We start from the raw sequence: 21,464 nt of genomic DNA on the forward strand, positions 1-21,464 counted from the left end.
GGCCACGAGCTTAGGCCAGGGTCCGCCAGGTCCACGTCGTGGAGATTTCCAGGGGGTCGATGGGGGTGACGAGGCGCGGACGGGTGTTGAGCCCGTTCGGCGGACCGGACTGCGGCTCGACACAGACGGCCTCCGGCTGCTCGTCGTAGACCACGACCCACTCGGCCCGGCTGGCGACCTTCAGCTCCAGCGCACCGGGCCAGGTCAGCGTGACGTCGACGCCGTCGGGCATCCCGAAGCAGTCGTCCCAGGGGCCGGGGCGCGGGTCGATCCGGCGGCCGGTGGGGAGGTGGTTCTCACCGCGCTCCTCCTGCCAGTCCGGGCTGAAGTCGATCTCCACGTCCTTGCCGGCGCCGAGGTTGCGCAGGAACCAGGGGTGCCAGCCGGCCTGCGCCGGGAAGGAGTCGCCATAGGTCTCGACGCCCATGGTGAGGGTGAGGGAATCCTCGGTCAGCTCGGCCAGCTGGGTGACGCGGCCGGGGTACGGCCAGGGGTCGGCGAGGTCGTAGGTGAAGGCGGCGCTGCGGCCGTCCGTGCGGGCGGTGCGCCAGGCGGTGTCCCGGCCCGTGCCGTGAATGGCGTGGGGCGCGGAGTTGATGGGCATCTGGTGGGTGTCGCCGCCGTTGCGGAAGCGGCCGAGTTCGATGCGGCCGCACCAGGGGACCATGGGGAAGGCGCCGTAGCGGGGGCCCTGGCGGAGCAGCTCCATGCCGGCGATCCGGAGGCTGGAGAGGCGGCAGCCGTTGCGGGGGGACAGGGTCAGCTCGGCGTCCCCGGCCGCCAGGCGTACGTCCTGCGCGTGTGTCTGCGGCGCGGGGCCGCGGTCCTTCGTCACGTCATCGCTCACGCTTTGACGATAGGGCCTGTGGCCTGGGCATACCTGCCGATTGCGGCGGCATTTCCTGCCGCCGGACCCGGCGCGCGGGGGTTGCGCGCCGTCGCGGCGGAGAGTGTTTCCCCGATCCCGCCCCTTCCCGAAACCGGGGCTCCGCCCCAGACCCCGGGTGGGCGCAACCGGCGGGGTCTGGGGGCTTGCCCCCGGTTTCGGGAAGGGGCGGGATCGGGGAATCCAACTCCGCCGCAGCGGCGCGCAACCCCCACCGGCCTGACCGGCGGTGCCGAACCCACCCCGCCCGGTCGACTGCTCAGCGCCGTCGCCGCAGCACCCGCGAGACCACCACCGCACCCGCCAGCGCAAGAGCCGCAGCCGGCGCCGCCCAGCGAAGGGTGGCGGTACCGGTCGCCGTCTCCGGCGCCGGAACCGGCGCATAGCGCCCGCGCGGCGGCGCATGGTCCACCTCTTCCGCGCTGCGCCCGATCATCGTGCGGCGGGCATGCGCCGCCTCGGCCGGGGGCTCCCCGTCCGCGTCCAGGCCGGCGTCCTCCAGAGCCGCCTCCGCAGCCGTGAAGCCGCCGTCGACGTCGCCCTCGGCCTCGGGCCCGAGGTCGTCGAAGCCCTCCAGATCGTCGTCACCCTCGCCGGAGGCGGAGGACGAGGCGGAAGCAGAGGCGGAGGCAGAAGCAGTCGCATCCTCCCGCAGCTCCTCCACCAGCGCCGCCGCAAACCGGTCCAGCAGCCGCCGCGCCGCCGACTCCGCCGTCTTCGCATCGAACTCGGCGAGCCGCCCGGCGCTGCCGACGGTGCCGTGGCAGCACAGCCGGGTGCCGCCCGGCGTCTCCTCCGGCAGCGCGCTCACCGCGAGCGTCACCGTGCCGGTGCCCCGCGCCTCCGTGCCCTCGCCGGACAGCTCGTAGGAGCCGTCCCGCTCGGTCAGCTTCAGCGCCCCCCGGTAGGTGATCGTGGAACCGCCGATGCGCAGCCGCAGACGCCCCGAGAGCGCGGCGCCGGCGGAAGCGTCCTGCTGAAGACCGGGAACGCACCGGGCCACGCGCGCAGGGTCGCTGAGCACCCGCCGCACCGCACCGACGGGAAACGGAACGAACACCTCATGCTCCATAGCAAGCGAGCCTACCCACCGTGCCCCGCACGGGTGCCGCCCCGGTCGAATCCGATCGAACTTTCCGTCAGAAGATGGTCAGTATCCGACCGTGAAGCGCTCACCCACGTGCTTCGGCGTCTCGATCTCGTCGATCAGCGCCACCGCGTAGTCCTCGGCGGAGATCCGGCTGTTGCCCTCCGCGTCCACGACCAGGTCCTCGAGCGCCGTGCGGTACGTACCGGTGCGCTCGCCGGGCGCGATCTGCCCGGCGGGGCTGAGGTTGGTCCAGCGCACGTCGCCCACCGAGCGGTAGAAGTCCAGCGCGTCACCGTGCGCGTGCATGATCTGCAGGAGGAACTCCGGGATGCCCTCGGCGTCCCACACCTGCTTGCCGTCGGGCGTGCGCAGCGAGCCCGCGCCACCCACCGCGATCAGCCGCGGGGCCCCGTCGCCCAGCGTCCGCAGGCCCGCGACCAGCGACTTCGCGGACGGCTCGATGGTGGCGACGTGGCCGGGCCCGTCCCCGCCGCCGACCGCGCTGACCACGACGTCCTGGCCCCGGGCGGCCGACGCGACCGACGCCGGGTCGAGGACGTCGCCGGTCGTGACCGTGAGGGCGGGGTGCTGCTCCGTGAGCTTCGCGGGGTCGCGGACCACCGCCGTGACCTGGTGACCGCGGTCCAGCGCCTCGCGCAGGACGCGGCTGCCGATCGTTCCGGTGGCGCCGAAGAGGGCGATCTTGGCCATGGGGGTGTCTCCTTGAAACCGCAGTTGGCGGCGGGAATCCGCCGGTCCGTACCAGTTCTCCACGCTAAGCCCGGCGCCCGTGCCCGACGAGGTAGGCTCGCGTCTCCGTATGGTGAAAAAGCGACATGACGGCCCCGATGGCGGCACCGAGATCCTCGACCTCGGCTACGCGGCCCCGCCCGGCGCCCCCGCGGGCGTGGAGGTGATGACGCTCGCCGAGCTGCGCGAGCGCGCGCCCGAGGGGCTGCTGGCCACGCCCCAGCGGCTGCGCTTCCACCAGATCGTCGCCGTCGACTCCGGGTCCGCCGTGCACACCGTGGACTTCACGGACCTCCCCCTCGGGCCGGGCTCCCTCCTGTGGGTCCGCCCCGGACAGGTCCAGCGCTTCGGCGAGGTCGCCGGGATCGAAGGCACCGTCGTCCTCGTACAGCCCGGCTTCCTGCCAAGAGGCACGAGTGAGGCGGCCATGGCCGACGCCCCCTTCCGGCCGGTGCTGTGGCAGCCGGTGGGCGCGGACCGGGAGGCCGTCTTCTGCGCCGTGCGGCACCTGGCCACCGACTACCGCACCGGCAGCACCGCGCTCCCGGCGGGCATCCACGCGGACGTCCTGCGGCACCTGCTGTCCGTCCTGGTGCTGCGCCTGACCCACCTCGCCGTCCCGGCGGGCAGCCCGGTCCCCGCGCCCGCCGAGCCGTTCCTCCGCTTCCGCGCGGCCGTCGAGCGGGACTTCGCCACCTGCCACCGGGTCGCCGACTACGCCCGTGCGCTCGGCTACTCGCCGCGCACGCTCTCGCGCGCCACGCAGGCGGCGGCCGGGGTGGGGGCCAAGGAGTTCCTCGACTGCCGGATCATGCTGGAGGCCAAGCGGCTGCTCGCGCACAGCGACCTGCCCGCCGCCCGGATCACCGAGCACCTGGGCTTCGACGACGCCGCCAACTTCTCGAAGTTCTTCCAGCAGCGCGAGGGCCTGTCCCCGGGCGCCTTCCGCCGCAGCTGCCGGCACGGGGATCCGGCCGCGGGGCGTCAGGGCTCCCCGTAGCGGGGGTGCATCAGCGTCGACGGCAGCAGCCCCTGCCGCCGGCACCGGTCCGCGGCCCGGCCGTCCGCCCGCAGCCGCGCCGGCGTCAGGGACTGCAGCTCCGGCCGCACGGCGGGCAGCCGCAGCACCACAGGCGTGCGGGAAGCCAGCAGCAGGCCCCAGCCCTCCTGGCGGCCCCCGTGGCCGGGCCCGGTCAGGACCCGGTAGGGCGCGGTGTGCAGCCCCACGGAGCGGACCGTGGCGTCCACGGTCCAGAACGTGTGCGGGCGGGTGCCGAGATCGCCGCCGTGGACGGCCATGCGCCCGCCGGGGGCGAGGAAGCGGGTCACCAGCCCGTAGAACTCCTGAGAGTAGAGCTTGGCGCTGGGGGTGACGCCGGGGTCGGGCAGGTCGGAGATCACCACGTCGTACGGGCCCTCGAGCTGGCCGTGCGGCGAGCGCAGCCAGTCGAACGCGTCCGCGGCGACGACCCGGACGCGCGGGTCCCGGTAGGCGTCGCCGTTGAGGGCCATGAGGTCCCGGTCGGTGCGGGCCAGCCGCAGCACGGCGGCGTCCTGCTCGACGACGGTCACCGAGGCGACGTCCGCGTAGCGCAGCACCTCGCGCACGGCGAGGCCGTCGCCGCCGCCGAGGACGAGAACCCGGCGGTGCGGGCCGGCCATGGCGGGGTGGACGAGCGCCTCGTGGTAGCGGAACGCGTCGCCCCCGCTGACCCTCAGCCGCCCGTCCAGGAAGAGGGAGAGCGGCTGCCCGCTCCCCCCGCCCCCGGTGAGCACGACCTCCTGCACGTCCGTCTGCACGGCCACCCGGACGTCCGCCCCGTACACGGCCTGCCGCGCCGCCCGCTCGAACGGGCCGGTGAGCACCGAGCAGACGGCCAGCAGCACCAGCACCAGGGCGTTGGCGGCGATGAGCAGCCAGCGCGCCCGGGCGCTCAGGTCGCGGCGGAAGAGCCAGAGCACCAGCGCCCCGCCCGCCACGGCGTTGATCGCCCCGGTCAGCAGGGCGCCCGTCAGCTGCCCCAGCACGGGCAGCAGCAGGAAGGGGAAGGCGAGCCCGCCGACCAGCGCACCCACGTAGTCGGCGGCGAAGAGGTCCGCGACCGCACCGCCCGCGTCCTGGCGGCGGATGCGCTGGATGAGGGTCATCAGCAGCGGCACCTCGGCCCCGGTCAGCACCCCGATCGCCAGCGAGAAGCCCACCAGGGCCGGGCGGGCCTGCCCGTACCAGGCGAAGCAGGCGTAGAGCGCCATGGCGGACATGCCGCCGGTCAGCGCGAGCACCGCCTCGACCGCGGCGAAGCCGAGCGCCGCCCGGCCGCGCAGGCGCTTGGCGAGCAGCGAGCCGACGCCCATGGCGAAGACCATCACGGAGAGGACGACGGACGCCTGGGTGACGGAGTCGCCGATCAAGTAGGAGGCCAGGGCGACCAGTTCCAGCTCGTACACCAGCCCGCAGGCGGCGCAGACGAAGACCGTGCCGAGAACGAGGAGGCGGCCGAGCCCGGCCGGTACGGGCAGCCGCGCCGAGACCGGGCGGGGGACCATGCCGGAACGCTACGTCACGAGCCAGCACCCCCTTGTCACCCACACGGGTTTAATGCTCATGCCTCTGGGTGACCGTCAGAGGGGCGCAGCCGCTCTGACGCCGACCCGGGTCCGGGTGGCGACCAGCCGTCCCTCCTGGGGATACGCGTGCCAGGTGCGCCAGCCGACCTGGCCGTCGCAGCGCTGGGCGAGGAGCGCGGTGAACGCGTGCGGGCTGCCGGGAAACGTTCCGGCCAGGCCCTGCGGGTGCTCGGCGACCAGGGCCAGCAACTCCTGTGCCCGGCCTGCGAAGGAGCAGCGCGAGAGGGTCTCGACGCGGGCGGCGAACTCGTACTCCCAGGCGCCGACGCGCTTGGCCACGCCGAGGGGCAGCGGGGTCTGGCTGCCGGGTATGCAGGCGACCGTCTCCGAGCAGACTCCGCTCTCCTCTTCGAGTATGACCTGGTGAGAGGCGCCCAGCAGGCGCAACTGCACGGCCGCGCCCTCGAGTCGGAGGTCGAGGACCGCCAGGGCCGGGAGGGGGTCCTTCCCCAGACACCAGGCGAGGTCGGCGGCGCGGGTATCGGTGTAGGTGGTCTTGAGGGTGGTGAGCATGGGTCGGCTCCGCGAGCGGCAGTGGAGGGTGGGCCGGCCCGCTCCCAGGAGGGTGGGCTTCCTTTCGAGTGCGCCGGCTCATGCCCACATTCGAGGCTCCTGGCTCCGTTCTTCCGTTCGTTCCATACCGGCGGACCGCGCCGTACCGGTGGATGCGATTCCGGACTTCAGGGGATTCCGAGGAGTTGTCTCTCAACGTGGCTCTGAAAGAGAGGGAATCACGAATGAGCGGCGCCCACAGCGGTTTTACCCATCATCTGCAACTTTCCATCCACGCGAGGGCCATACAGTTCAAATGTTCAACAGACCGGCGTCCGGCGGATACCGAACATCCGCCGGACGCATATGCGGTCAAGCATGAGCCGCTTGCAAGTCCGCTGTTCAGGCCGCGCTTACGAGCTTCTCCACGGCCTCCGTCACCGACTTCTCGGTCTTGCAGAAGGAGAAACGCACCAGATAGGACGGGGCGTCCGGGCGCAACATGAAGGCGGATGTGGGAATGGCCACCACCCCGGCGCGCAAAGGGAGTTCACGGCAGAATCGCACGCCGTCCGAGTGCCCCCACGCGCGGATGTCGGCCTGTACGAAATAACCGGCTTCCGCGCGATAGGGCCGCAAACCGGCCCGCGCAAGCCCCTCGCTCAGCAGGTCCCGGTTGCGCCGCAGCGTCCGCCGCAGCTCTGCGGCCCACTCCTCCACGCCCCCCAGTGCCCGCGCGAGCGCCTCCTGGTACGGCGTCCCCGAGGCGTAGGTGAGGAACTGCTTCGCCGCCGCCACCGCCCCCACCAGCCGCACCGGCCCGCACACCCAGCCCACCTTCCAGCCGGTGACGTTGAAGGTCTTGCCCGCCGAGGAGATCGTGAGCGTCCGCTCCCGCATCCCCGGCAGAGCGGCGATGGTCCGGTGCACCCCGCCGTCGTAGACCAGGTGCTCGTACACCTCGTCGGTCACCACCGTCAGGTCGTGCTCCCGGCAGACCTCCGCCACCTCGGCCAGCTCCGCGGCCGTGAACACCTTGCCGGTGGGATTGTGCGGGGTGTTGAGCAGCAGGACCCGGGTGCGCGGGGTGACGGCGGCCCGCAGCGCGTCCGCGTCCAGCACGAAGCCCGACCCCTCGGCGGTCGCGTCCTCCGCCAGCGGCACGGGCACCAGCCGGGCGCCCGCCAGCCGGGCCCCGGCCGGATAGGCGTCGTAGCAGGGGTCGAAGGCGATCACCTCGTCCCCCGGGTCGCACAGCGCCAGCAGCGCCGCCGCCAGCGCCTCGGTGGCCCCCGTGGTCACCAGCACCTCGCCCTGCGGCACGTAGTCCAGCCCGTACCGGCGGCGCTGGTGCTCCGCGACGGCCTCGCGCAGCGCCGGGAAGCCGTAGGCGGGCGGGTACTGGTTGGCGCCCCCGAGCACCGCCTCCGCCGCCTCCCGCAGCAGCGGGGCGGGCCCGTCCAGCTCGGGCACCCCCTGCCCCAGGTTGACCGCCCCCGTGCTGCGCGCCAGCTCGGTCATCTCCGTGAAGACCGAGGTGCCCATCCCCCGCACCCGCGCCGCCGGGCCCCACTCTCCGCTGGTCATCCCCGCTCCCGCCTTCCCCTCTGTCCACCATCAGTTCAGCCGATCGGGCTCACCTTAGGCGGGGTCGCGCCGTGCGCGCACGGAACCGCTCCACCGGCCGTCCGGGCGCCCGGACGCACTCCGGCGTGCGCCCGAGCGGGTGGAAGCCGCGTGGCTTCCGGGCGTTCCTTGCCGCGCGCGCGAGACGGGGGCCGCATCGTCGGTTAGCAGTCCCGAAGTGCCCCGTACCAGCACCGGAGGTGCCCCGTGTCCGCCGGACCGGCCGTTCACAGCGACGCAGCGCCGCTACGCACCCCCGAGCCCCGCCGCGCCCCGGGCTCCCGCCGGCCCTCCGGCCGCGTGGACCGGGTACGGGAGGCACTGCGCCGGGCCCTGCCCGCGCTGGGTCTGTACGCCGCCGCACGGCTGACCGGCATGACGGCCATGGCCGCCTGGGCCTGGTGGATCGGCAAGCACCCGCGCACGCTGCTGGGCCACCTCTGGGACGGCATCTGGTACGCGGGCATCGCCCGCCACGGCTACGGGCTGATCCTGCCCTCGCCCACCACCCGCGGGGTGATCTTCAACGACCTGGCGTTCTTCCCGCTCTTCCCCGGGCTGGTGCGGGCCGTGGCCACCGTGCTGCCGCTGACCGTCGTCAGCGCGGGCCTGCTCGTCGCCTGGTTCTCGGCCGGCGCCGCGGCCTGGGGCATCTACGCGGTGGGCGAGCGGCTGCACGGCCGCCGGGTGGGGACGCTGCTGGTGCTGCTGTGGGGGCTGCTGCCGCACGCGATCGTGCAGACCATGGCGTACACGGAGTCCCTGATGACCGCCCTCGCCGCGTGGGCCCTCTACGCCGTGCTCACGGGGCGGCGGCTGTGGGCCGGGGGGCTGGCCCTGCTGGCCGGGCTCTCCCGGCCCAACGCCATCGCCGTGGCGGCGGCCGTCTGCGGTACGGCCGCGCTCACGCTGTGGCGGGACCCCCAGGCCCGCCGGGACTGGCGGGTGTGGACGGGCGCGGCCGTGGCGCCGCTGGGCTGGGCCGGCTATGTGCTGTGGGCCGGGATCCACTCGGGGGGCGGGCCGCTCGGCTACTTCCACGTGCAGCGGCTGTGGGGCTCGCGCTTCGACTTCGGGCTGGACGCGCTGCGGTTCGTCCGCCACCTGATCACCGCGCACGACTCGCTGGCGTACTACGCGACGGTGTGGGTCCTCGGCGTGGCCCTGGTGGCGCTGGTCTGCCTGGTCCTGGACCGCCCGCCGGCCGTGCTGCTGGTGTACACGCTGGTGCTGACGGTCATCGCGGTGGGCGGCTCCAGCTACTTCGCCTCCAAGCCGCGCTTCCTGCTGCCGGCCTTCCCGCTGCTGCTCCCGGCGGCGCTGGCGATGGCGAAAGCCCGGCCGCGCACGGTCGCCGTGACGGCGGGTGCGCTGGCCGGGCTGTCGTTCTTCTACGGGACGTACCTGCTGACGGTGGCCAGGGTCCCGATGTGAGTCCCGCGGGGGACCCGGGCAGGCCTTATGCCTCGTCGTCCGGCTTGTCCTCGCCGTCGCCCTCGATCTCGGCCTCCAGGCCCAGCTGCTCGACCAGCCACTTGTCGAACTCGATCGAGGCCCGCACCCAGCTGACGGTGCTGGACACGAAGTGCTCCAGCGACACCCCGACGCCGATCAGCATCTGGGCCTCGCCGATCAGGCGGACGGTGCCGTCGTCGTGGGTGTGGGTGTAGACCTTGGGCCACAGGGTGCGGCGGTTCCAGTCGTCGATGACCTCGAGAAGCTTGGTCTTCTCGTCGATGCCGTGCGGACGGTCGTAGAACGTCCGCACCGAGAAGACCTGCTGCTCCTCCTCGCCGCGGAACATGAAGTACGTGCGGAACTGCTCCCACGGGGCGGCGAGGTCGCCCTCGTCGTCCACCACGTATTTCAGCTCCATCTGCTCGAGGAGCTGCTTGACCAGGTCCTGGTCGGGGATGACGGGGCCGGTCGGGCCCGCCTCAGGCTGCGGTTCGGGCTGGCCCCCGAAATTCGGAATCGAGGACGGGTCGATGCTCACCGGTTCTTCCCTTCGTACGGTATGCGGCCATCCTCCCTCACACCGGCCCCCGGGCCGCAACCCCCTCGCGCAGAGGTGATCCGCCCGGGGACCCGCTTGGGCCGGTTGCCGCCCCGTGCGACGGGCCTCTGGGAGCCGTGTGCCGCCTCCCGGAGGCCGACCGCTCAGGCGGGCTGCTTCTCGGCCGCCGTGACCGACAGGCCCTCGCCAGGGCCGGGCACCCGGTCCACGCGGACCGTGTCGCCGTCGCGGACCTCCCCGGCCAGGATCGCCCGGGCCAGCTGATCGCCGATGGCGGTCTGGACGAGGCGGCGCAGCGGCCGGGCGCCGTAGCTGAGGTCCGGCGCGGCGCCGCCCTCCGCCTCCGGGGCGTGGCCCAGCGTGGCCAGCCAGGCCAGGGCCGCGTCCGTGACCTCCAGGGTGAGCCGGCGGTCGGCGAGGCGGCGCTGGAGATGGCCGATCTGAATACGGGCGATCCGCTCCAGCTGCTCGGTGCCGAGCGGGTGGAAGACCACCACGTCGTCCAGCCGGTTGAGGAACTCCGGGCGGAAGGCGGCCCGGACCGTCTCCAGGACCCGCTCCTTCTTCTGCTCCTCCTTCAGCAGCGGGTCGACCAGGAAGGTCGAGCCGAGGTTGGAGGTCAGGATGAGGATGGTGTTGCGGAAGTCGACCGTCCGCCCCTGGCCGTCGGTGAGCCGGCCGTCGTCCAGGACCTGGAGCAGGATGTCGAAGACCTCGTGGTGGGCCTTCTCCACCTCGTCCAGCAGCACCACGGTGTACGGGCGGCGGCGCACCGCCTCGGTCAGCTGGCCGCCCTCCTCGTAACCGACGTAGCCGGGCGGGGCGCCGACCAGCCGGGCGACGGAGTGCTTCTCGCTGTACTCGCTCATGTCGATGCGGACCATGGCCCGCTCGTCGTCGAAGAGGAAGTCGGCGAGCGCCTTGGCCAGCTCGGTCTTGCCGACGCCGGTCGGGCCGAGGAAGAGGAACGAGCCCGTCGGCCGGTCGGGGTCGGCGATCCCGGCCCGCGAGCGCCGCACCGCGTCGGACACGGCCCGGACCGCCTCGGCCTGCCCGATCAGCCGCTTGCCCAGCTCGTCCTCCATGCGCAGCAGCTTCTGCGTCTCGCCCTCCAGCAGGCGGCCGGCGGGGATGCCCGTCCAGGAGGCGACGACGTCGGCGATGTCGTCCGGCCCGACCTCCTCCTTGACCATGAGGTCTTTGGCCGCGGCCTCCTGCTCGGCCTCGGCCTCCGCCCGGGCGGCCTCCTCCAGCTCCCGCTCCACGCCGGGGATCTCGCCGTAGAGCAGCTTGGAGGCGGTGTCGAAGTCGCCGTCGCGCTGGGCGCGCTCGGCCTGGACGCGCAGGTCGTCGAGGCGCTCCTTCAGCTCGCCGACCCGGTTGAGGGACTGCTTCTCCTTCTCCCAGCGGGCGGTGAGACCGCGCAGCTCCTCCTCCTTGTCGGCGAGGTCGCGGCGCAGCTTGGCGAGCCGCTCCTTGGCGGCCTCGTCGGACTCGTTGCGCAGGGCCAGCTCCTCCATCTTCAGCCGGTCCACCGCGCGCTGCAGCTCGTCGATCTCCACGGGCGAGGAGTCGATCTCCATGCGCAGCCGGGAGGCGGCCTCGTCGACCAGGTCGATGGCCTTGTCGGGCAGGAAGCGGGAGGTGATGTAGCGGTCGGAGAGGGTGGCGGCGGCGACCAGCGCCGAGTCCGCGATCTGCACCTTGTGGTGGGCCTCGTAGCGCCCCTTGAGGCCGCGGAGGATCGCGATCGTGTCCTCCACGGAGGGCTCGGCGACCATGACCTGCTGGAAGCGGCGCTCCAGGGCGGGGTCCTTCTCGATCCGCTCGCGGTACTCGTCGAGCGTGGTCGCGCCGACCATGCGCAGCTCGCCGCGGGCGAGCATGGGCTTGAGCATGTTCCCGGCGTCCATGGCGGAGTCACCGCCGGCCCCGGCGCCCACGACGGTGTGCAGCTCGTCGATGAAGGTGATGATCTGGCCGTCGCTGGCCTTGATCTCGGCAAGGACCGTCTTCAGCCGCTCCTCGAACTCGCCCCGGTACTTCGCGCCCGCGACCATCGCGCCGAGGTCGAGCGCGACCAGCCGCTTGTTCTTCAGCGACTCGGGGACGTCGCCCTTCACTATCCGCTGGGCGAGCCCCTCGACGACGGCCGTCTTGCCGACGCCGGGCTCGCCGATGAGCACGGGGTTGTTCTTCGTCCGCCGGGAGAGGACCTGCACCACGCGGCGGATCTCGTGGTCCCGCCCGATGACGGGGTCGAGCTTGCCGTCCCTGGCCGCGGCCGTGAAGTCCGTGCCGAACTTCTCCAGCGCCTTGTACGTGCCCTCCGGGTCCGGCGTGGTCACCCGCTGGCCGCCGCGCACCTTCTCGAAGGCGGCGAGCAGCTTCCGGGCGGAGGCGCCCTGCTGGTCCAGCAGCTCGCCGGTGCGCCCGCCCTTTGCGGCGAGGCCCATGAGCAGGTGCTCGGTGGAGAGGTACTCGTCGCCCAGCTCGCGGGCCCGCTCGGCGGCGTCCGCGAGGACCGCCATCAGTTCCCGGTTGGGCTGCGGCGGCGCCACGGTGGATCCCTGCACGCTCGGCAGCCCCGCCAGCAGCCGCTCGGCCCCCGACCGCAGGGCGGCGGCATCGGCCTCGACGGCGGCCAGGAGGTCCATCACGTTCTCGTTGTCCTGCCCGGCGAGCAGGGCCAGCAGCAGGTGGGCGGGCGTCATATCGGCGTGCCCGGCCGACACGGCCCGGTCGTTGGCGGCGCTCAGCGCCTCCCGGCTCTTGTTGGTCAGCTCGGCATCCACGGCGTCGGGCTCCTCCTCGTGCTCACAGTGCTCATATGCCGGTCTTGCTTGAGGCAACCTGCAATAAGTTGAGTCTATTCCACTCAACCCTGGGGACGCAGCCCCTCCGCCCGAAAAGTACGGGACCCCCCGCTTCGACCATGGTCCGACGCCCCGGGGGACCGCGCCCCTCGGCGGCGGCACTGACCTAACCTGACCGGCATGGCCCACGACCTCGACGACCTCGACCCCGCCTACCTCGCCTTCTGGCAGGAGCGGCACATCTGCACGCTCACCACCCTGCGCCCCGACGGCTCCCCGCACGTCGTGCCCGTCGGCGTCACCTACGACCCGGCCACCCGCACCGCGCGGGTCATCTGCAACAAGAGCAGCCGCAAGGTCGCCAACGTCCAGGCCGCCGGCCCGGGCGGCGCCCGGGTCGCGGTCGCCCAGCACCAGGGCAAGCGCTGGGCCACGCTCGAGGGCCGCGCCGCCGTCCGCACGGAGGCGGACGCGGTGGCCGATGCCGTACGCCGCTACGCGGAGCGGTACGGGCGGGTGCCCTCGGCGAACCCGGACCGCGTCCTGATAGAGATCACGGTGACACGGGCGCTGGGCCGCGGCTGAGAGGAACGACGTTGACCGACGACTCCCTGTACGGCCCCTTAGCCGTCCGGTTCGACCACGACGCCGGCCACCTCGCCGTGTCCGGCCCGGCCGTCCCGACGGTCACCCTGCGCCGCACGGGCGGCAAGCGCGTGGACTCCGTCCCCATCGGCACCCGCGACCCCAAGCGGCTCGCCGTCACCGTGGACGGCACCCCCGCCACCGTCCTGCCGCACAAGGCCCGCCTGACCCGCCGCTCCTACACGGTCGACGTCCAGTGCCCGGATGCCGTGTACCGGCTCGTGCCCTGCACGAAGAAGAAGAGCCGGCTGCTGAAGGACGACCGCGTGCTCGGGGAGTTCACCTGCCCGGGCAACGGCGTCGTGAGCGCCGACTGGCACAAGGACGCACCCGTCGGCCCCCGCGACGCCGCCCTCGGCTACGCACTCGCCGCCGCGTTCGGCACGGGCGCGGCGGCTGTGTGGCGGGAGTTCGCCGGAGAGGCCGTCGACATGGCCCTGGACGTGGTGATCCCCTAGCCGATCCCCCGGCGCGCCGGCGCCTCCGGCAGCGCGAAGGCCCGCCACCCGGGTGGGTGACGGGCCTTCGTCGTCCCGCGGGCCGCGGCCTCAGTGCTTCTTCTGCTCCCGCTTGGGCCGCCACACCACCAGCGCGCTCGCCTGCTGGACGTCCTGGTACGGGACCAGATCCCGGCGGTACGAGGCGTGGACGGCGGCCTCCGCCTGGCGCATGGCCGTGGCCGCGCCCTCCACCGAGGCCTGCAGCTCGGCGACGCGCGCCTTGAGCGCGGCCACCTGGTTCTCCAGCTCGATGATGCGCTTGATGCCGGCCAGGTTGATGCCCTCGTCCTGGCTCAGCTGCTGCACCTGGCGGAGCAGCTCGATGTCGCGTGCCGAGTAGCGCCGGCCGCGCCCGGCCGTGCGGTCGGGGGAGACCAGGCCGAGGCGGTCGTACTGCCGCAGGGTCTGCGGGTGCAGACCCGACAGCTGGGCCGCGACCGAGATGACGTAGACCGGCGACTCGTCGGTCAGCTCGTAGTACGGATTGCGTCGGCGTCCGGCGCCTTCCATGGGGGTCACGCTCCCTTCGCGGCTTCGAACAACTCCGCCCGCGGGTCCTCACCCGCCGTGGCCTCGCGATAGGTCTCCAGGGCCTCCCGGGCCTTGTCGCCCAGGTCCGTGGGCACGGCCACCTCGACCGTCACGAGGAGGTCGCCGCGGGTGCCGTCCTTGCGCACGGCGCCCTTGCCCCGGGCCCGCATCGTCCGGCCGTTGGGCGTGCCCGGCGGCAGCTTGAGGGTGACCGGCGGGCCGCCCAGCGTGGGCACCCGGACCTCGCCGCCGAGCGCCGCCTCCACGAAGGTGACGGGCACGGTGACGGTGAGGTTGTCGTCCTTGCGCCCGAAGACCGGGTGCGAGCCGACGTGCACGACGACGTAGAGGTCGCCGCTGGGCCCGCCGCGCTCGCCCGGTGCACCCTTGCCGCGCAGCCGGATCCGCTGCCCGTCGGAGACGCCGGCCGGGATGCGGACCTGCATGGTGCGGGAGGACTTGGCGCGCCCGCTGCCGTGGCAGACGTCGCAGGGGTTCTCGGGGATGAGCCCGCGGCCCCGGCAGTCGGGGCAGGGGTCGGTCAGCGAGAAGCCGCCGCCCGCCCCGCGGGATACCTGGCCGGTGCCGACGCAGGTCGGGCAGACCCGAGGCGTACCGTTTTTGTCGCCCGTGCCCGAGCACGCCTTGCAGGCCGCCGAGGAGGACATGCGCAGGGGCACGGTGGCGCCCTCCACCGCCTCGGCGAAGCTGAGCGTCACCTCGGACTCGATGTCCTGGCCGCGCCGCGGCTGGGTGCGGGTGCCCGCACCCCGGTTGAAGAGACCGCCGAAGACGTCGCCCAGGCCCCCGCCGAAGCCGCCGGCCCCGGCCCCGGCTCCGCCCTGGGCGCCCCCGAAGAGGTCGCCCAGGTCGAAGTTGAAGGACCCGCCGCCGCCCGGCCCCGGACGGAAGCCGCCGTTGCCGAACAGGGCGCGCGCCTCGTCGTACTCCTTGCGGCGCTTGGAGTCGGCCAGGACGTCATTCGCCTCGGAGATCTCCTTGAAGCGCTCCTCGGCCGAGGCGTCGCCCTTGTTGGCGTCCGGATGGAACTCGCGGGCGAGCTTCCGGTACGCCTTCTTGATCTCCGCCTCGGTGGCGTCCTTGGGCACGCCGAGGACCTTGTAGAGGTCCTTCTCCAGCAAGTCCCTGCTCAGGCTCATCCCCGACGTCCCTCCTCCCGGTCCTTCCGGTCAGCCATGGCGTCAGCCCTCTTCGGGGCCGGCGCTCTCCTCGTCCGACGCCTCTTCCGCCTTCGGGCTCGCGCCCGGCTGCGGCTCGGCGACGGCGACCCGCGCCGGGCGGATCGTACGCTCGCCGATCCGGTACCCCGGCTGCAGAATCTGCACGCACGTGGTCTCGGTGACGTCGGGCGCGTAGCTGTGCATCAGGGCCTCGTGCACCAGCGGGTCGAAGGGCTCGCCCTCCTTGCCGAACTGCTGCAGGCCCATCTTGGCCACGACCGTCTCCAGCGACTCGGCGACGGACTTGAAGCCGCCGACCAGCTCGCCGTGGTCACGGGCGCGGCCGATGTCGTCGAGCGTCGCGAGCAGCTCGGACAGGAGGTTCGCGACGGCGATCTCCTTGACCGTGGCCCGGTCCCGCTCCACGCGGCGACGGTAGTTCTGGTACTCGGCCTGGAGCCGCTGGAGGTCCGCGGTGCGCTCGTTGAGCGCAGCCTGGGCCTGGTCCAGCTGTGCCTGGAGGCCTACCTCGACGAGTTCCTCGCCCGTCTGGGCCGGACCGGCCGGGCCCGCCTTGTCGGCGGACCCGGCGGCCTTTGCCGCGTCGTCGGGGGTGGTGGCGTCGGAGGGGCCTTCAGGCTTCTCGTTGTCGTCGAAGCCCGGGGTCTCCTCCGTCACGCCGACGCACCACCCTTCGGCTTCTCGTCGTCCACGATCTCGGCGTCCACGACGTCGTCCTCGGCCTTGGCCTGCTGGCCCGCAGCACCGGCACCGGCGGCAGCGCCCTGCGCGGCCTGGGCGTCGGCGTACATGGCCTGGCCCAGCTTCTGGCTGACCGCGGCGACCTTCTCGGTCGCGGTGCGGATCTCGGCCGAGTCCTCGCCCTTGAGCTTCTCCTTCAGCTCGGCGACGGCCGTCTCGACCTCGGTCTTCACCTCGGCCGGGACCTTGTCCTCGTTGTCCTTGAGGAACTTCTCCGTCTGGTAGACGAGCTGCTCGCCCTGGTTGCGGGTCTCGGCGGCCTCGCGGCGCTTGTGGTCCTCCTCCGCGTACTGCTCGGCCTCCTGGCGCATGCGGTCGACCTCGTCCTTCGGCAGCGAGGAGCCGCCGGTGACGGTCATCTTCTGCTCCTTGCCCGTGCCCAGGTCCTTGGCGGTCACGTGCATGATGCCGTTGGCGTCGATGTCGAAGGCGACCTCGATCTGCGGGACGCCGCGCGGGGCCGGCGGGAGGCCGGTCAGCTCGAACATGCCGAGCTTCTTGTTGTACGCCGCGATCTCGCGCTCGCCCTGGTAGACCTGGATCTGCACGGACGGCTGGTTGTCCTCGGCCGTCGTGAAGATCTCGGACCGCTTGGTCGGGATCGTGGTGTTGCGCTCGATCAGCTTGGTCATGATGCCGCCCTTGGTCTCGATGCCGAGGGACAGCGGGGTCACGTCGAGGAGCAGGACGTCCTTGACCTCACCCTTGAGGACACCGGCCTGCAGGGCGGCGCCGATGGCGACGACCTCGTCCGGGTTGACGCCCTTGTTGGCCTCGCGGCCGCCGGTCAGCTCCTTGACGAGCTCGGCGACGGCGGGCATGCGGGTGGAGCCGCCGACCAGGACCACGTGGTCGATCTCGCCCAGGGCGATGCCCGCGTCCTTGATGACGTTGTGGAACGGGGTCTTGCAGCGCTCGAGCAGGTCCGCGGTCAGCTGCTGGAACTGGGCGCGGGTGAGCTTCTCGTCCAGGTGCAGCGGGCCCTCGGCGGACGCCGTGATGTACGGCAGGTTGATCGTGGTCTCCGTGGAGGAGGACAGCTCGATCTTCGCCTTCTCGGCGGCCTCGCGCAGACGCTGGAGCGCCATCTTGTCCTTGGACAGGTCGACGCCGTGGCCGTTGGCGAACTGCTTGACCAGGTAGTCGACGACGCGCTGGTCCCAGTCGTCACCACCGAGGTGGTTGTCACCGTTGGTGGCCTTGACCTCGACGACGCCGTCGCCGATCTCCAGCAGCGAGACGTCGAAGGTGCCGCCACCGAGGTCGAAGACGAGAATGGTCTGGTCGTCCTTGTCGAGACCGTAGGCCAGGGCGGCCGCGGTGGGCTCGTTGACGATGCGCAGGACGTTCAGACCCGCGATCTCGCCGGCCTCCTTGGTGGCCTGGCGCTCGGAGTCGTTGAAGTAAGCCGGGACGGTGATGACCGCGTCCGTGACCTTCTCACCCAGGTACGCCTCGGCGTCCCGCTTCAGCTTCTGCAGGATGAAGGCGGAGATCTGCTGGGGGTTGAAGTCCTTGCCGTCCAGGTTGATCTTCCAGTCGGTGCCCATGTGGCGCTTGACCGACCGGATGGTCCTGTCGACGTTGGTCACGGCCTGGCGCTTGGCGACCTCGCCGACCAGCACCTCGCCGTTCTTGGCGAAGGCGACGACGGACGGCGTGGTCCTGGCGCCCTCGGCGTTGGTGATGACGGTGGGCTCACCGCCCTCGAGAACACTGACGACGGAGTTCGTCGTACCCAGGTCGATGCCGACCGCACGTGCCATGTCGATTCCTCCAGCTGACTTGAGTGGAACAGACTCAAGGGTGCAGTACCGATCCAAACCTGTCAACAGACCTGAGTCGGACCCGCTCAACTTTTATGTCAGTCTTACGTTCATTCGCGGACAGGGAGGGGCGGCGAAGGGTTGCCTGCGCGACACAGATCACCGGCCGGTCGGGTTCTTGGGCCGCTGAATCCTGGGTAATCTCGGCGAGGACCCGATAAGTTACTGCTTAGTAATCCTCAATAGTTCGCTCTCCACCAGCTCTCGCAGGGACGAGGAGCCCCACCATGCAACTCGCCGCGATCATCGTGTCGCTGGTCCTCACAGTGGTCGCCGCCGCGCTGGTCGGGCGGGCCGCCGTGCAGTTCATCCGTTACTTCATGCTCGGCGCCAAGGTCCCGGCCGGCACCCGCACCGACGAGCCCGTCAAGCGCACGATCACCGTGGGCAAGGAGTTCGTCGGCCACACCCGCATGAACAAGTGGGGGGTCGTCGGCGTCGCCCACTGGTTCGTGGCCGTCGGCTTCCTCACGCTCGGGCTGACGATCGTCAACGCCTACGGCCAGCTCTTCAAGGCCGACTGGATGCTGCCGATCATCGGCGACTGGCTGCCGTACGAGCTCTACACCGAGTTCATCGCGCTCGGGACGACCCTCGGCATCGCCGTGCTGATCGTGATCCGCCTGCTGAACCTGCCCTCCCGGGCGGGCCGCAAGTCGCGCTTCGCGGGCTCCACCGCCTGGCAGGCGTACTTCGTCGAGTACGTCGTCCTCATCATCGGCGCCGCGATCATGACCCTGCGGGGCCTGGAGGGCGCCTTCCAGCACGTCGACCACTACGAGGCCGCGTACTTCGCCTCGTACCCGCTGGTCGCCGCCTTCCGCGGACTGAGCACCGGGACGCTCCAGAACCTCACCTACCTCGCCGCGATGATCAAGCTCGGCGTGACGACGATCTGGGCGATCACCATCAGCCTGAACATCGACATGAGCGTGGCGTGGCACCGCTTCCTCGCGTTCCCGAACATCTGGTTCAAGCGCGAGTCCAGCGGCGACGTGGCGCTGGGTGCCCTGCCGCCGATGTACAGCGCCGGCAAGCCGATCGACTTCGAGGACCCGGGCGAGGACGACCAGTTCGGCGTCTCGCAGATCGAGCACTTCTCGTGGAAGGGCCTGCTGGACTTCTCCACCTGCACCGAGTGCGGCCGCTGCCAGTCCCAGTGCCCCGCCTGGAACACCGGCAAGCCGCTGTCGCCGAAGCTGCTCATCATGGCGCTGCGCGACCACTCCCACGCCAAGGCCCCGTACCTCCTCGCGGGTGGCGGCAAGACCATGGAGGGCGAGGAGAAGGCCAGTGCGGAGCAGCTGAAGAACGTCCCCGCCGCGGCCCTGGCCGAGGCGGAGCGGCCGCTGATCGGCACGCTGGAGGAGAACGGCGTCATCGACCCGGACGTCCTGTGGTCCTGCACCACCTGCGGCGCCTGCGTCGAGCAGTGCCCGGTCGACATCGAGCACGTCGACCACATCGTCGACATGCGCCGCTACCAGGTCATGATCGAGAGCGCCTTCCCGTCCGAGGCGGGCACGATGCTCAAGAACCTGGAGAAGAAGGGCAACCCCTGGGGCCTGGCCAAGAAGCAGCGCCTGCAGTGGACCAAGGAGGTCGACTTCCCCGTCCCCGTCGTCGGCAAGGACGTCGAGGACCTCACCGAGGTCGACTACCTCTACTGGGTCGGCTGCGCCGGCGCCCTGGAGGACCGCGCCAAGAAGACCACCAAGGCCTTCGCGGAGCTGCTGCACATGGCGGGCGTGAAGTTCGCCATCATGGGCGGCGAGGAGGCCTGCACCGGCGACTCGGCCCGCCGCCTGGGCAACGAGTTCCTCTTCCAGCAGCTCGGCCAGCAGAACGTCGAGATGCTGAACATGGCCTTCGGCGAGGACTCCGAGGACGAGTCCACGAAGAAGCCGAAGTCCAAGAAGAAGATCGTCGCGACCTGCCCGCACTGCTTCAACACGATCGCGAACGAGTACCCCCAGCTGGGCGGCGAGTTCGAGGTCATCCACCACACGCAGCTGCTCCAGCACCTCATCGACGAGGGCAAGCTGATCCCCGTCACCCCGGTCGAGGGTCTGATCACCTATCACGACCCCTGCTACCTGGGCCGCCACAACAAGGTCTACACCCCGCCGCGCGAGATCATCGCCAAGGTGCCGGGCCTGCGGAACGAGGAGATGCACCGTCACAAGGAGCGCGGCTTCTGCTGTGGCGCCGGCGGTGCCCGCATGTGGATGGAAGAGCGCATCGGCAAGCGCATCAACGACGAGCGCGTCGACGAGGCACTGTCGCTCAACCCCGACATCGTCTCCACCGCCTGCCCCTTCTGCCTCGTCATGCTGACGGACTCCGTCAACGGCAAGAAGAACAGCGGCAAGGCCAAGGAATCCATCCAGGTCGTCGACGTCGCCCAGCTTCTGCTGGAGTCGGTCAAGACCCCGGTGGACCCGGAGAACAACGGTGACGGCGAGACGGCGAACGCACCGGAGCCGGACCCCGAGCCGGTGAAGTAACCGTCAGCGCAAGGACACACGGCCGGGCCCCGCGACCACTCGCGGGGCCCGGCCGTCGTCGTGGGCGCGTGAACCGTCTGCGCCACTCCCGGCCCCAAACACCCCCGGCACCCTGAACTCCCCCCTAGGGGATGTCACAGCTCAGCCGCAAAGGCGGGCCCCGGTACCCGGGCCTGGCTTCCGGACCTCCCCGGAACGGGTACGTTCGAAGGCGTGGCTGGATTCAGGATGGGACGCGGACGGGACGACCAGGGCCCCGGTTCCGCGCGGCAAGGACAGCAGGCGCCCTACGGCGGTCAGGGCGGTGCGCCCGGGTACCCCGGCGGGCACGGCGGCGGGCAGCAGCAGTGGCAGCAGCAGCCGGGCGGGTACGACGGGCCGGAGTACTTCGACGGCGGCCGTCCGCAGCCCCAGCCCGGCTACGGGCAGTACGGGCAGCCCACCCAGTACGGCCCCGGCGGCGCCCGGGACCCGTACCACGGCGGCCCCTCGGGCGACCCCGGCCGCACCCAGCAGTTCAGCATCGGCGAGGCGCCCGACGCCTACGGCTCGTACGACGGCCCGTACGACGGCGCCCCCGCCGCGCCGGCACCGCCGCCCGGCCCGCGGCTGCACTGGAAGGACCTGCTGAGCGGCATCGTGCTGCGCCCGTCGGCCACCTTCTGGCAGATGCGCGACCACCAGGTGTGGGCCCCGGCGCTGATCGTCACCTTCGTCTACGGCCTGCTCGCCGTCTTCGGCTTCGACAAGGCCCGCAAGGACGTACTGCACGCCTCCCTCACCGACGCCCTGCCCGCCGTGCTGGTCACCGGGGTGATCGTGGTGCTCGCCGGGCTGATCCTCGGCGCGGTCACCCACACCCTGGCCCGGCAGCTGGGCGGCGACGGCATATGGCAGCCGACGATCGGCCTGTCCATGCTGATCATGTCGCTCACGGACGCGCCCCGGCTGTTCCTCGCGATGTTCCTGGGCGGCGACAGCACGGCCGTCCAGGTGGTCGGCTGGGCCACCTGGATCGCGGGCGGCGCGCTGCTGACCTCGATGGTGAGCAAGTCGCACGACCTGCCGTGGCCGAGGGCACTCGGGGCGTCGGCCATCCAGCTGGTGGCGCTGCTGTCGCTGATCAAGCTGGGCACGCTGTAGCGGACGCGCGGCACCGGCCACGGAAAAGCCCTGGTCCCCGCCACGATGGCGGGGACCAGGGCTT

General features: G+C 71.9%; 18 protein-coding genes. 6 read left to right on the forward strand and 12 right to left on the reverse strand.

Translation table 11 applies throughout. The features are described 5' to 3' along the window. Positions 1-10: 10 nt before the first annotated feature. The 3 genes from AC1Z4A_RS14880 to AC1Z4A_RS14890 all read right to left on the reverse strand — a co-directional run bounded on the left by AC1Z4A_RS14880 (position 11) and on the right by AC1Z4A_RS14890 (position 2,687). Entirely contained in the window at positions 11-847 is an 837-nt protein-coding gene (locus AC1Z4A_RS14880) for an aldose epimerase family protein (RefSeq protein WP_483679194.1), read from the reverse strand. 298 nt (positions 848-1,145) lie between these two features. Continuing rightward, the gene (locus AC1Z4A_RS14885) at positions 1,146-1,958 is read right to left on the reverse strand and encodes an SRPBCC domain-containing protein (protein ID WP_483679196.1); all 813 of its coding nucleotides are present in this window, start codon (positions 1,956-1,958) and stop codon (positions 1,146-1,148) included. A 78-nt stretch (positions 1,959-2,036) separates the two neighbouring features. Next, positions 2,037-2,687, reverse strand: coding sequence for an NAD(P)-dependent oxidoreductase (locus tag AC1Z4A_RS14890; RefSeq protein ID WP_483679198.1), 651 nt, complete (start codon positions 2,685-2,687; stop codon positions 2,037-2,039). Between the two features lie 109 nt (positions 2,688-2,796). Between AC1Z4A_RS14890 and AC1Z4A_RS14895 the strand changes: the two genes are divergently transcribed. Continuing rightward, positions 2,797-3,726 (forward strand): helix-turn-helix domain-containing protein, encoded by a 930-nt coding sequence (locus AC1Z4A_RS14895; RefSeq protein WP_483679200.1) that lies wholly within the window; start codon positions 2,797-2,799, stop codon positions 3,724-3,726. On the opposite strand, the gene AC1Z4A_RS14900 is transcribed toward AC1Z4A_RS14895, so the two are convergent. From AC1Z4A_RS14900 to AC1Z4A_RS14910, 3 genes are all read right to left on the reverse strand, one after another. After that, positions 3,711-5,273, reverse strand: a complete 1,563-nt coding sequence (locus AC1Z4A_RS14900; protein WP_483679202.1) for a polyamine aminopropyltransferase — start codon at positions 5,271-5,273, stop codon at positions 3,711-3,713. The genes AC1Z4A_RS14895 and AC1Z4A_RS14900 overlap by 16 nt on opposite strands. A gap of 75 nt (positions 5,274-5,348) precedes the next feature. Further along, positions 5,349-5,867 (reverse strand): DUF2617 family protein, encoded by a 519-nt coding sequence (locus AC1Z4A_RS14905; protein WP_483679204.1) that lies wholly within the window; start codon positions 5,865-5,867, stop codon positions 5,349-5,351. A 381-nt stretch (positions 5,868-6,248) separates the two neighbouring features. Next, complete coding sequence (locus AC1Z4A_RS14910) at positions 6,249-7,433, reverse strand: aminotransferase class I/II-fold pyridoxal phosphate-dependent enzyme (RefSeq protein WP_483679206.1); 1,185 nt, start codon at positions 7,431-7,433, stop codon at positions 6,249-6,251. A gap of 246 nt (positions 7,434-7,679) precedes the next feature. Between AC1Z4A_RS14910 and AC1Z4A_RS14915 the strand changes: the two genes are divergently transcribed. Continuing rightward, the gene (locus AC1Z4A_RS14915) at positions 7,680-8,906 is read left to right on the forward strand and encodes a hypothetical protein (RefSeq protein ID WP_483679207.1); all 1,227 of its coding nucleotides are present in this window, start codon (positions 7,680-7,682) and stop codon (positions 8,904-8,906) included. Between the two features lie 25 nt (positions 8,907-8,931). Here the strand turns inward: AC1Z4A_RS14915 and AC1Z4A_RS14920 are convergent, their stop codons facing one another. Continuing rightward, positions 8,932-9,468: a YbjN domain-containing protein gene (locus AC1Z4A_RS14920; RefSeq protein WP_483679208.1), complete on the reverse strand. Its 537-nt coding sequence runs from the start codon at positions 9,466-9,468 to the stop codon at positions 8,932-8,934. Positions 9,469-9,632: 164 nt separating this feature from the next. Next, positions 9,633-12,284, reverse strand: coding sequence for an ATP-dependent chaperone ClpB (gene clpB, locus AC1Z4A_RS14925; RefSeq protein WP_483679210.1), 2,652 nt, complete (start codon positions 12,282-12,284; stop codon positions 9,633-9,635). Positions 12,285-12,485: 201 nt separating this feature from the next. Between clpB and AC1Z4A_RS14930 the strand changes: the two genes are divergently transcribed. Together AC1Z4A_RS14930 and AC1Z4A_RS14935 are read left to right on the forward strand one after the other, a co-directional pair. Continuing rightward, positions 12,486-12,890, forward strand: a complete 405-nt coding sequence (locus AC1Z4A_RS14930) for a pyridoxamine 5'-phosphate oxidase family protein (protein WP_483679212.1) — start codon at positions 12,486-12,488, stop codon at positions 12,888-12,890. An 11-nt stretch (positions 12,891-12,901) separates the two neighbouring features. Beyond that, on the forward strand, positions 12,902-13,408 hold the full coding sequence (locus tag AC1Z4A_RS14935) for a hypothetical protein (protein WP_483679213.1): 507 nt from the start codon (positions 12,902-12,904) through the stop codon (positions 13,406-13,408). Between the two features lie 90 nt (positions 13,409-13,498). On the opposite strand, the gene AC1Z4A_RS14940 is transcribed toward AC1Z4A_RS14935, so the two are convergent. The 4 genes from AC1Z4A_RS14940 to dnaK are packed head-to-tail and all read right to left on the reverse strand — an operon-like array spanning position 13,499 to position 17,690. Then, positions 13,499-13,960 (reverse strand): heat shock protein transcriptional repressor HspR, encoded by a 462-nt coding sequence (locus tag AC1Z4A_RS14940; RefSeq protein ID WP_483679214.1) that lies wholly within the window; start codon positions 13,958-13,960, stop codon positions 13,499-13,501. Between the two features lie 5 nt (positions 13,961-13,965). Next, positions 13,966-15,141: a molecular chaperone DnaJ gene (gene dnaJ / locus AC1Z4A_RS14945; RefSeq protein WP_483679216.1), complete on the reverse strand. Its 1,176-nt coding sequence runs from the start codon at positions 15,139-15,141 to the stop codon at positions 13,966-13,968. 42 nt (positions 15,142-15,183) lie between these two features. Next, positions 15,184-15,840, reverse strand: a complete 657-nt coding sequence (grpE, locus tag AC1Z4A_RS14950; protein ID WP_483679218.1) for a nucleotide exchange factor GrpE — start codon at positions 15,838-15,840, stop codon at positions 15,184-15,186. Then, positions 15,837-17,690 carry a molecular chaperone DnaK gene (gene dnaK / locus AC1Z4A_RS14955; protein ID WP_483679220.1) on the reverse strand — a complete coding sequence of 618 codons (1,854 nt, stop codon included), beginning with the start codon at positions 17,688-17,690 and terminating at the stop codon, positions 15,837-15,839. Before dnaK ends, grpE begins: the two co-directional genes overlap by 4 nt. A gap of 287 nt (positions 17,691-17,977) precedes the next feature. Between dnaK and AC1Z4A_RS14960 the strand changes: the two genes are divergently transcribed. Both AC1Z4A_RS14960 and AC1Z4A_RS14965 read left to right on the forward strand, forming a co-directional pair. Next, the gene (locus tag AC1Z4A_RS14960; protein WP_483679222.1) at positions 17,978-20,257 is read left to right on the forward strand and encodes a (Fe-S)-binding protein; all 2,280 of its coding nucleotides are present in this window, start codon (positions 17,978-17,980) and stop codon (positions 20,255-20,257) included. A gap of 228 nt (positions 20,258-20,485) precedes the next feature. Then, positions 20,486-21,400 (forward strand): Yip1 family protein, encoded by a 915-nt coding sequence (locus AC1Z4A_RS14965; RefSeq protein WP_483683601.1) that lies wholly within the window; start codon positions 20,486-20,488, stop codon positions 21,398-21,400. Positions 21,401-21,464 lie beyond the last annotated feature (64 nt).

It is taken from the genome of Streptomyces sp. 17_S59 (assembly GCF_056930295.1).

Excerpts from the sequence above, each read along its gene's own strand:
- dnaJ (WP_483679216.1), bottom strand. The coding sequence starts at position 15,141 with ATGAGCCTGAGCAGGGACTTGCTGGAGAAGGACCTCTACAAGGTCCTC.
- dnaK (WP_483679220.1), bottom strand. The coding sequence starts at position 17,690 with ATGGCACGTGCGGTCGGCATCGACCTGGGTACGACGAACTCCGTCGTC.
- AC1Z4A_RS14910 (WP_483679206.1), bottom strand. The coding sequence starts at position 7,433 with ATGACCAGCGGAGAGTGGGGCCCGGCGGCGCGGGTGCGGGGGATGGGC.
- AC1Z4A_RS14960 (WP_483679222.1), top strand. The coding sequence starts at position 17,978 with ATGCAACTCGCCGCGATCATCGTGTCGCTGGTCCTCACAGTGGTCGCC.
- AC1Z4A_RS14900 (WP_483679202.1), bottom strand. The coding sequence starts at position 5,273 with ATGGTCCCCCGCCCGGTCTCGGCGCGGCTGCCCGTACCGGCCGGGCTC.
- AC1Z4A_RS14940 (WP_483679214.1), bottom strand. The coding sequence starts at position 13,960 with ATGGAAGGCGCCGGACGCCGACGCAATCCGTACTACGAGCTGACCGAC.
- AC1Z4A_RS14965 (WP_483683601.1), top strand. The coding sequence starts at position 20,486 with ATGGGACGCGGACGGGACGACCAGGGCCCCGGTTCCGCGCGGCAAGGA.
- AC1Z4A_RS14905 (WP_483679204.1), bottom strand. The coding sequence starts at position 5,867 with ATGCTCACCACCCTCAAGACCACCTACACCGATACCCGCGCCGCCGAC.
- AC1Z4A_RS14890 (WP_483679198.1), bottom strand. The coding sequence starts at position 2,687 with ATGGCCAAGATCGCCCTCTTCGGCGCCACCGGAACGATCGGCAGCCGC.
- AC1Z4A_RS14930 (WP_483679212.1), top strand. The coding sequence starts at position 12,486 with ATGGCCCACGACCTCGACGACCTCGACCCCGCCTACCTCGCCTTCTGG.
- AC1Z4A_RS14895 (WP_483679200.1), top strand. The coding sequence starts at position 2,797 with ATGGTGAAAAAGCGACATGACGGCCCCGATGGCGGCACCGAGATCCTC.
- AC1Z4A_RS14885 (WP_483679196.1), bottom strand. The coding sequence starts at position 1,958 with ATGGAGCATGAGGTGTTCGTTCCGTTTCCCGTCGGTGCGGTGCGGCGG.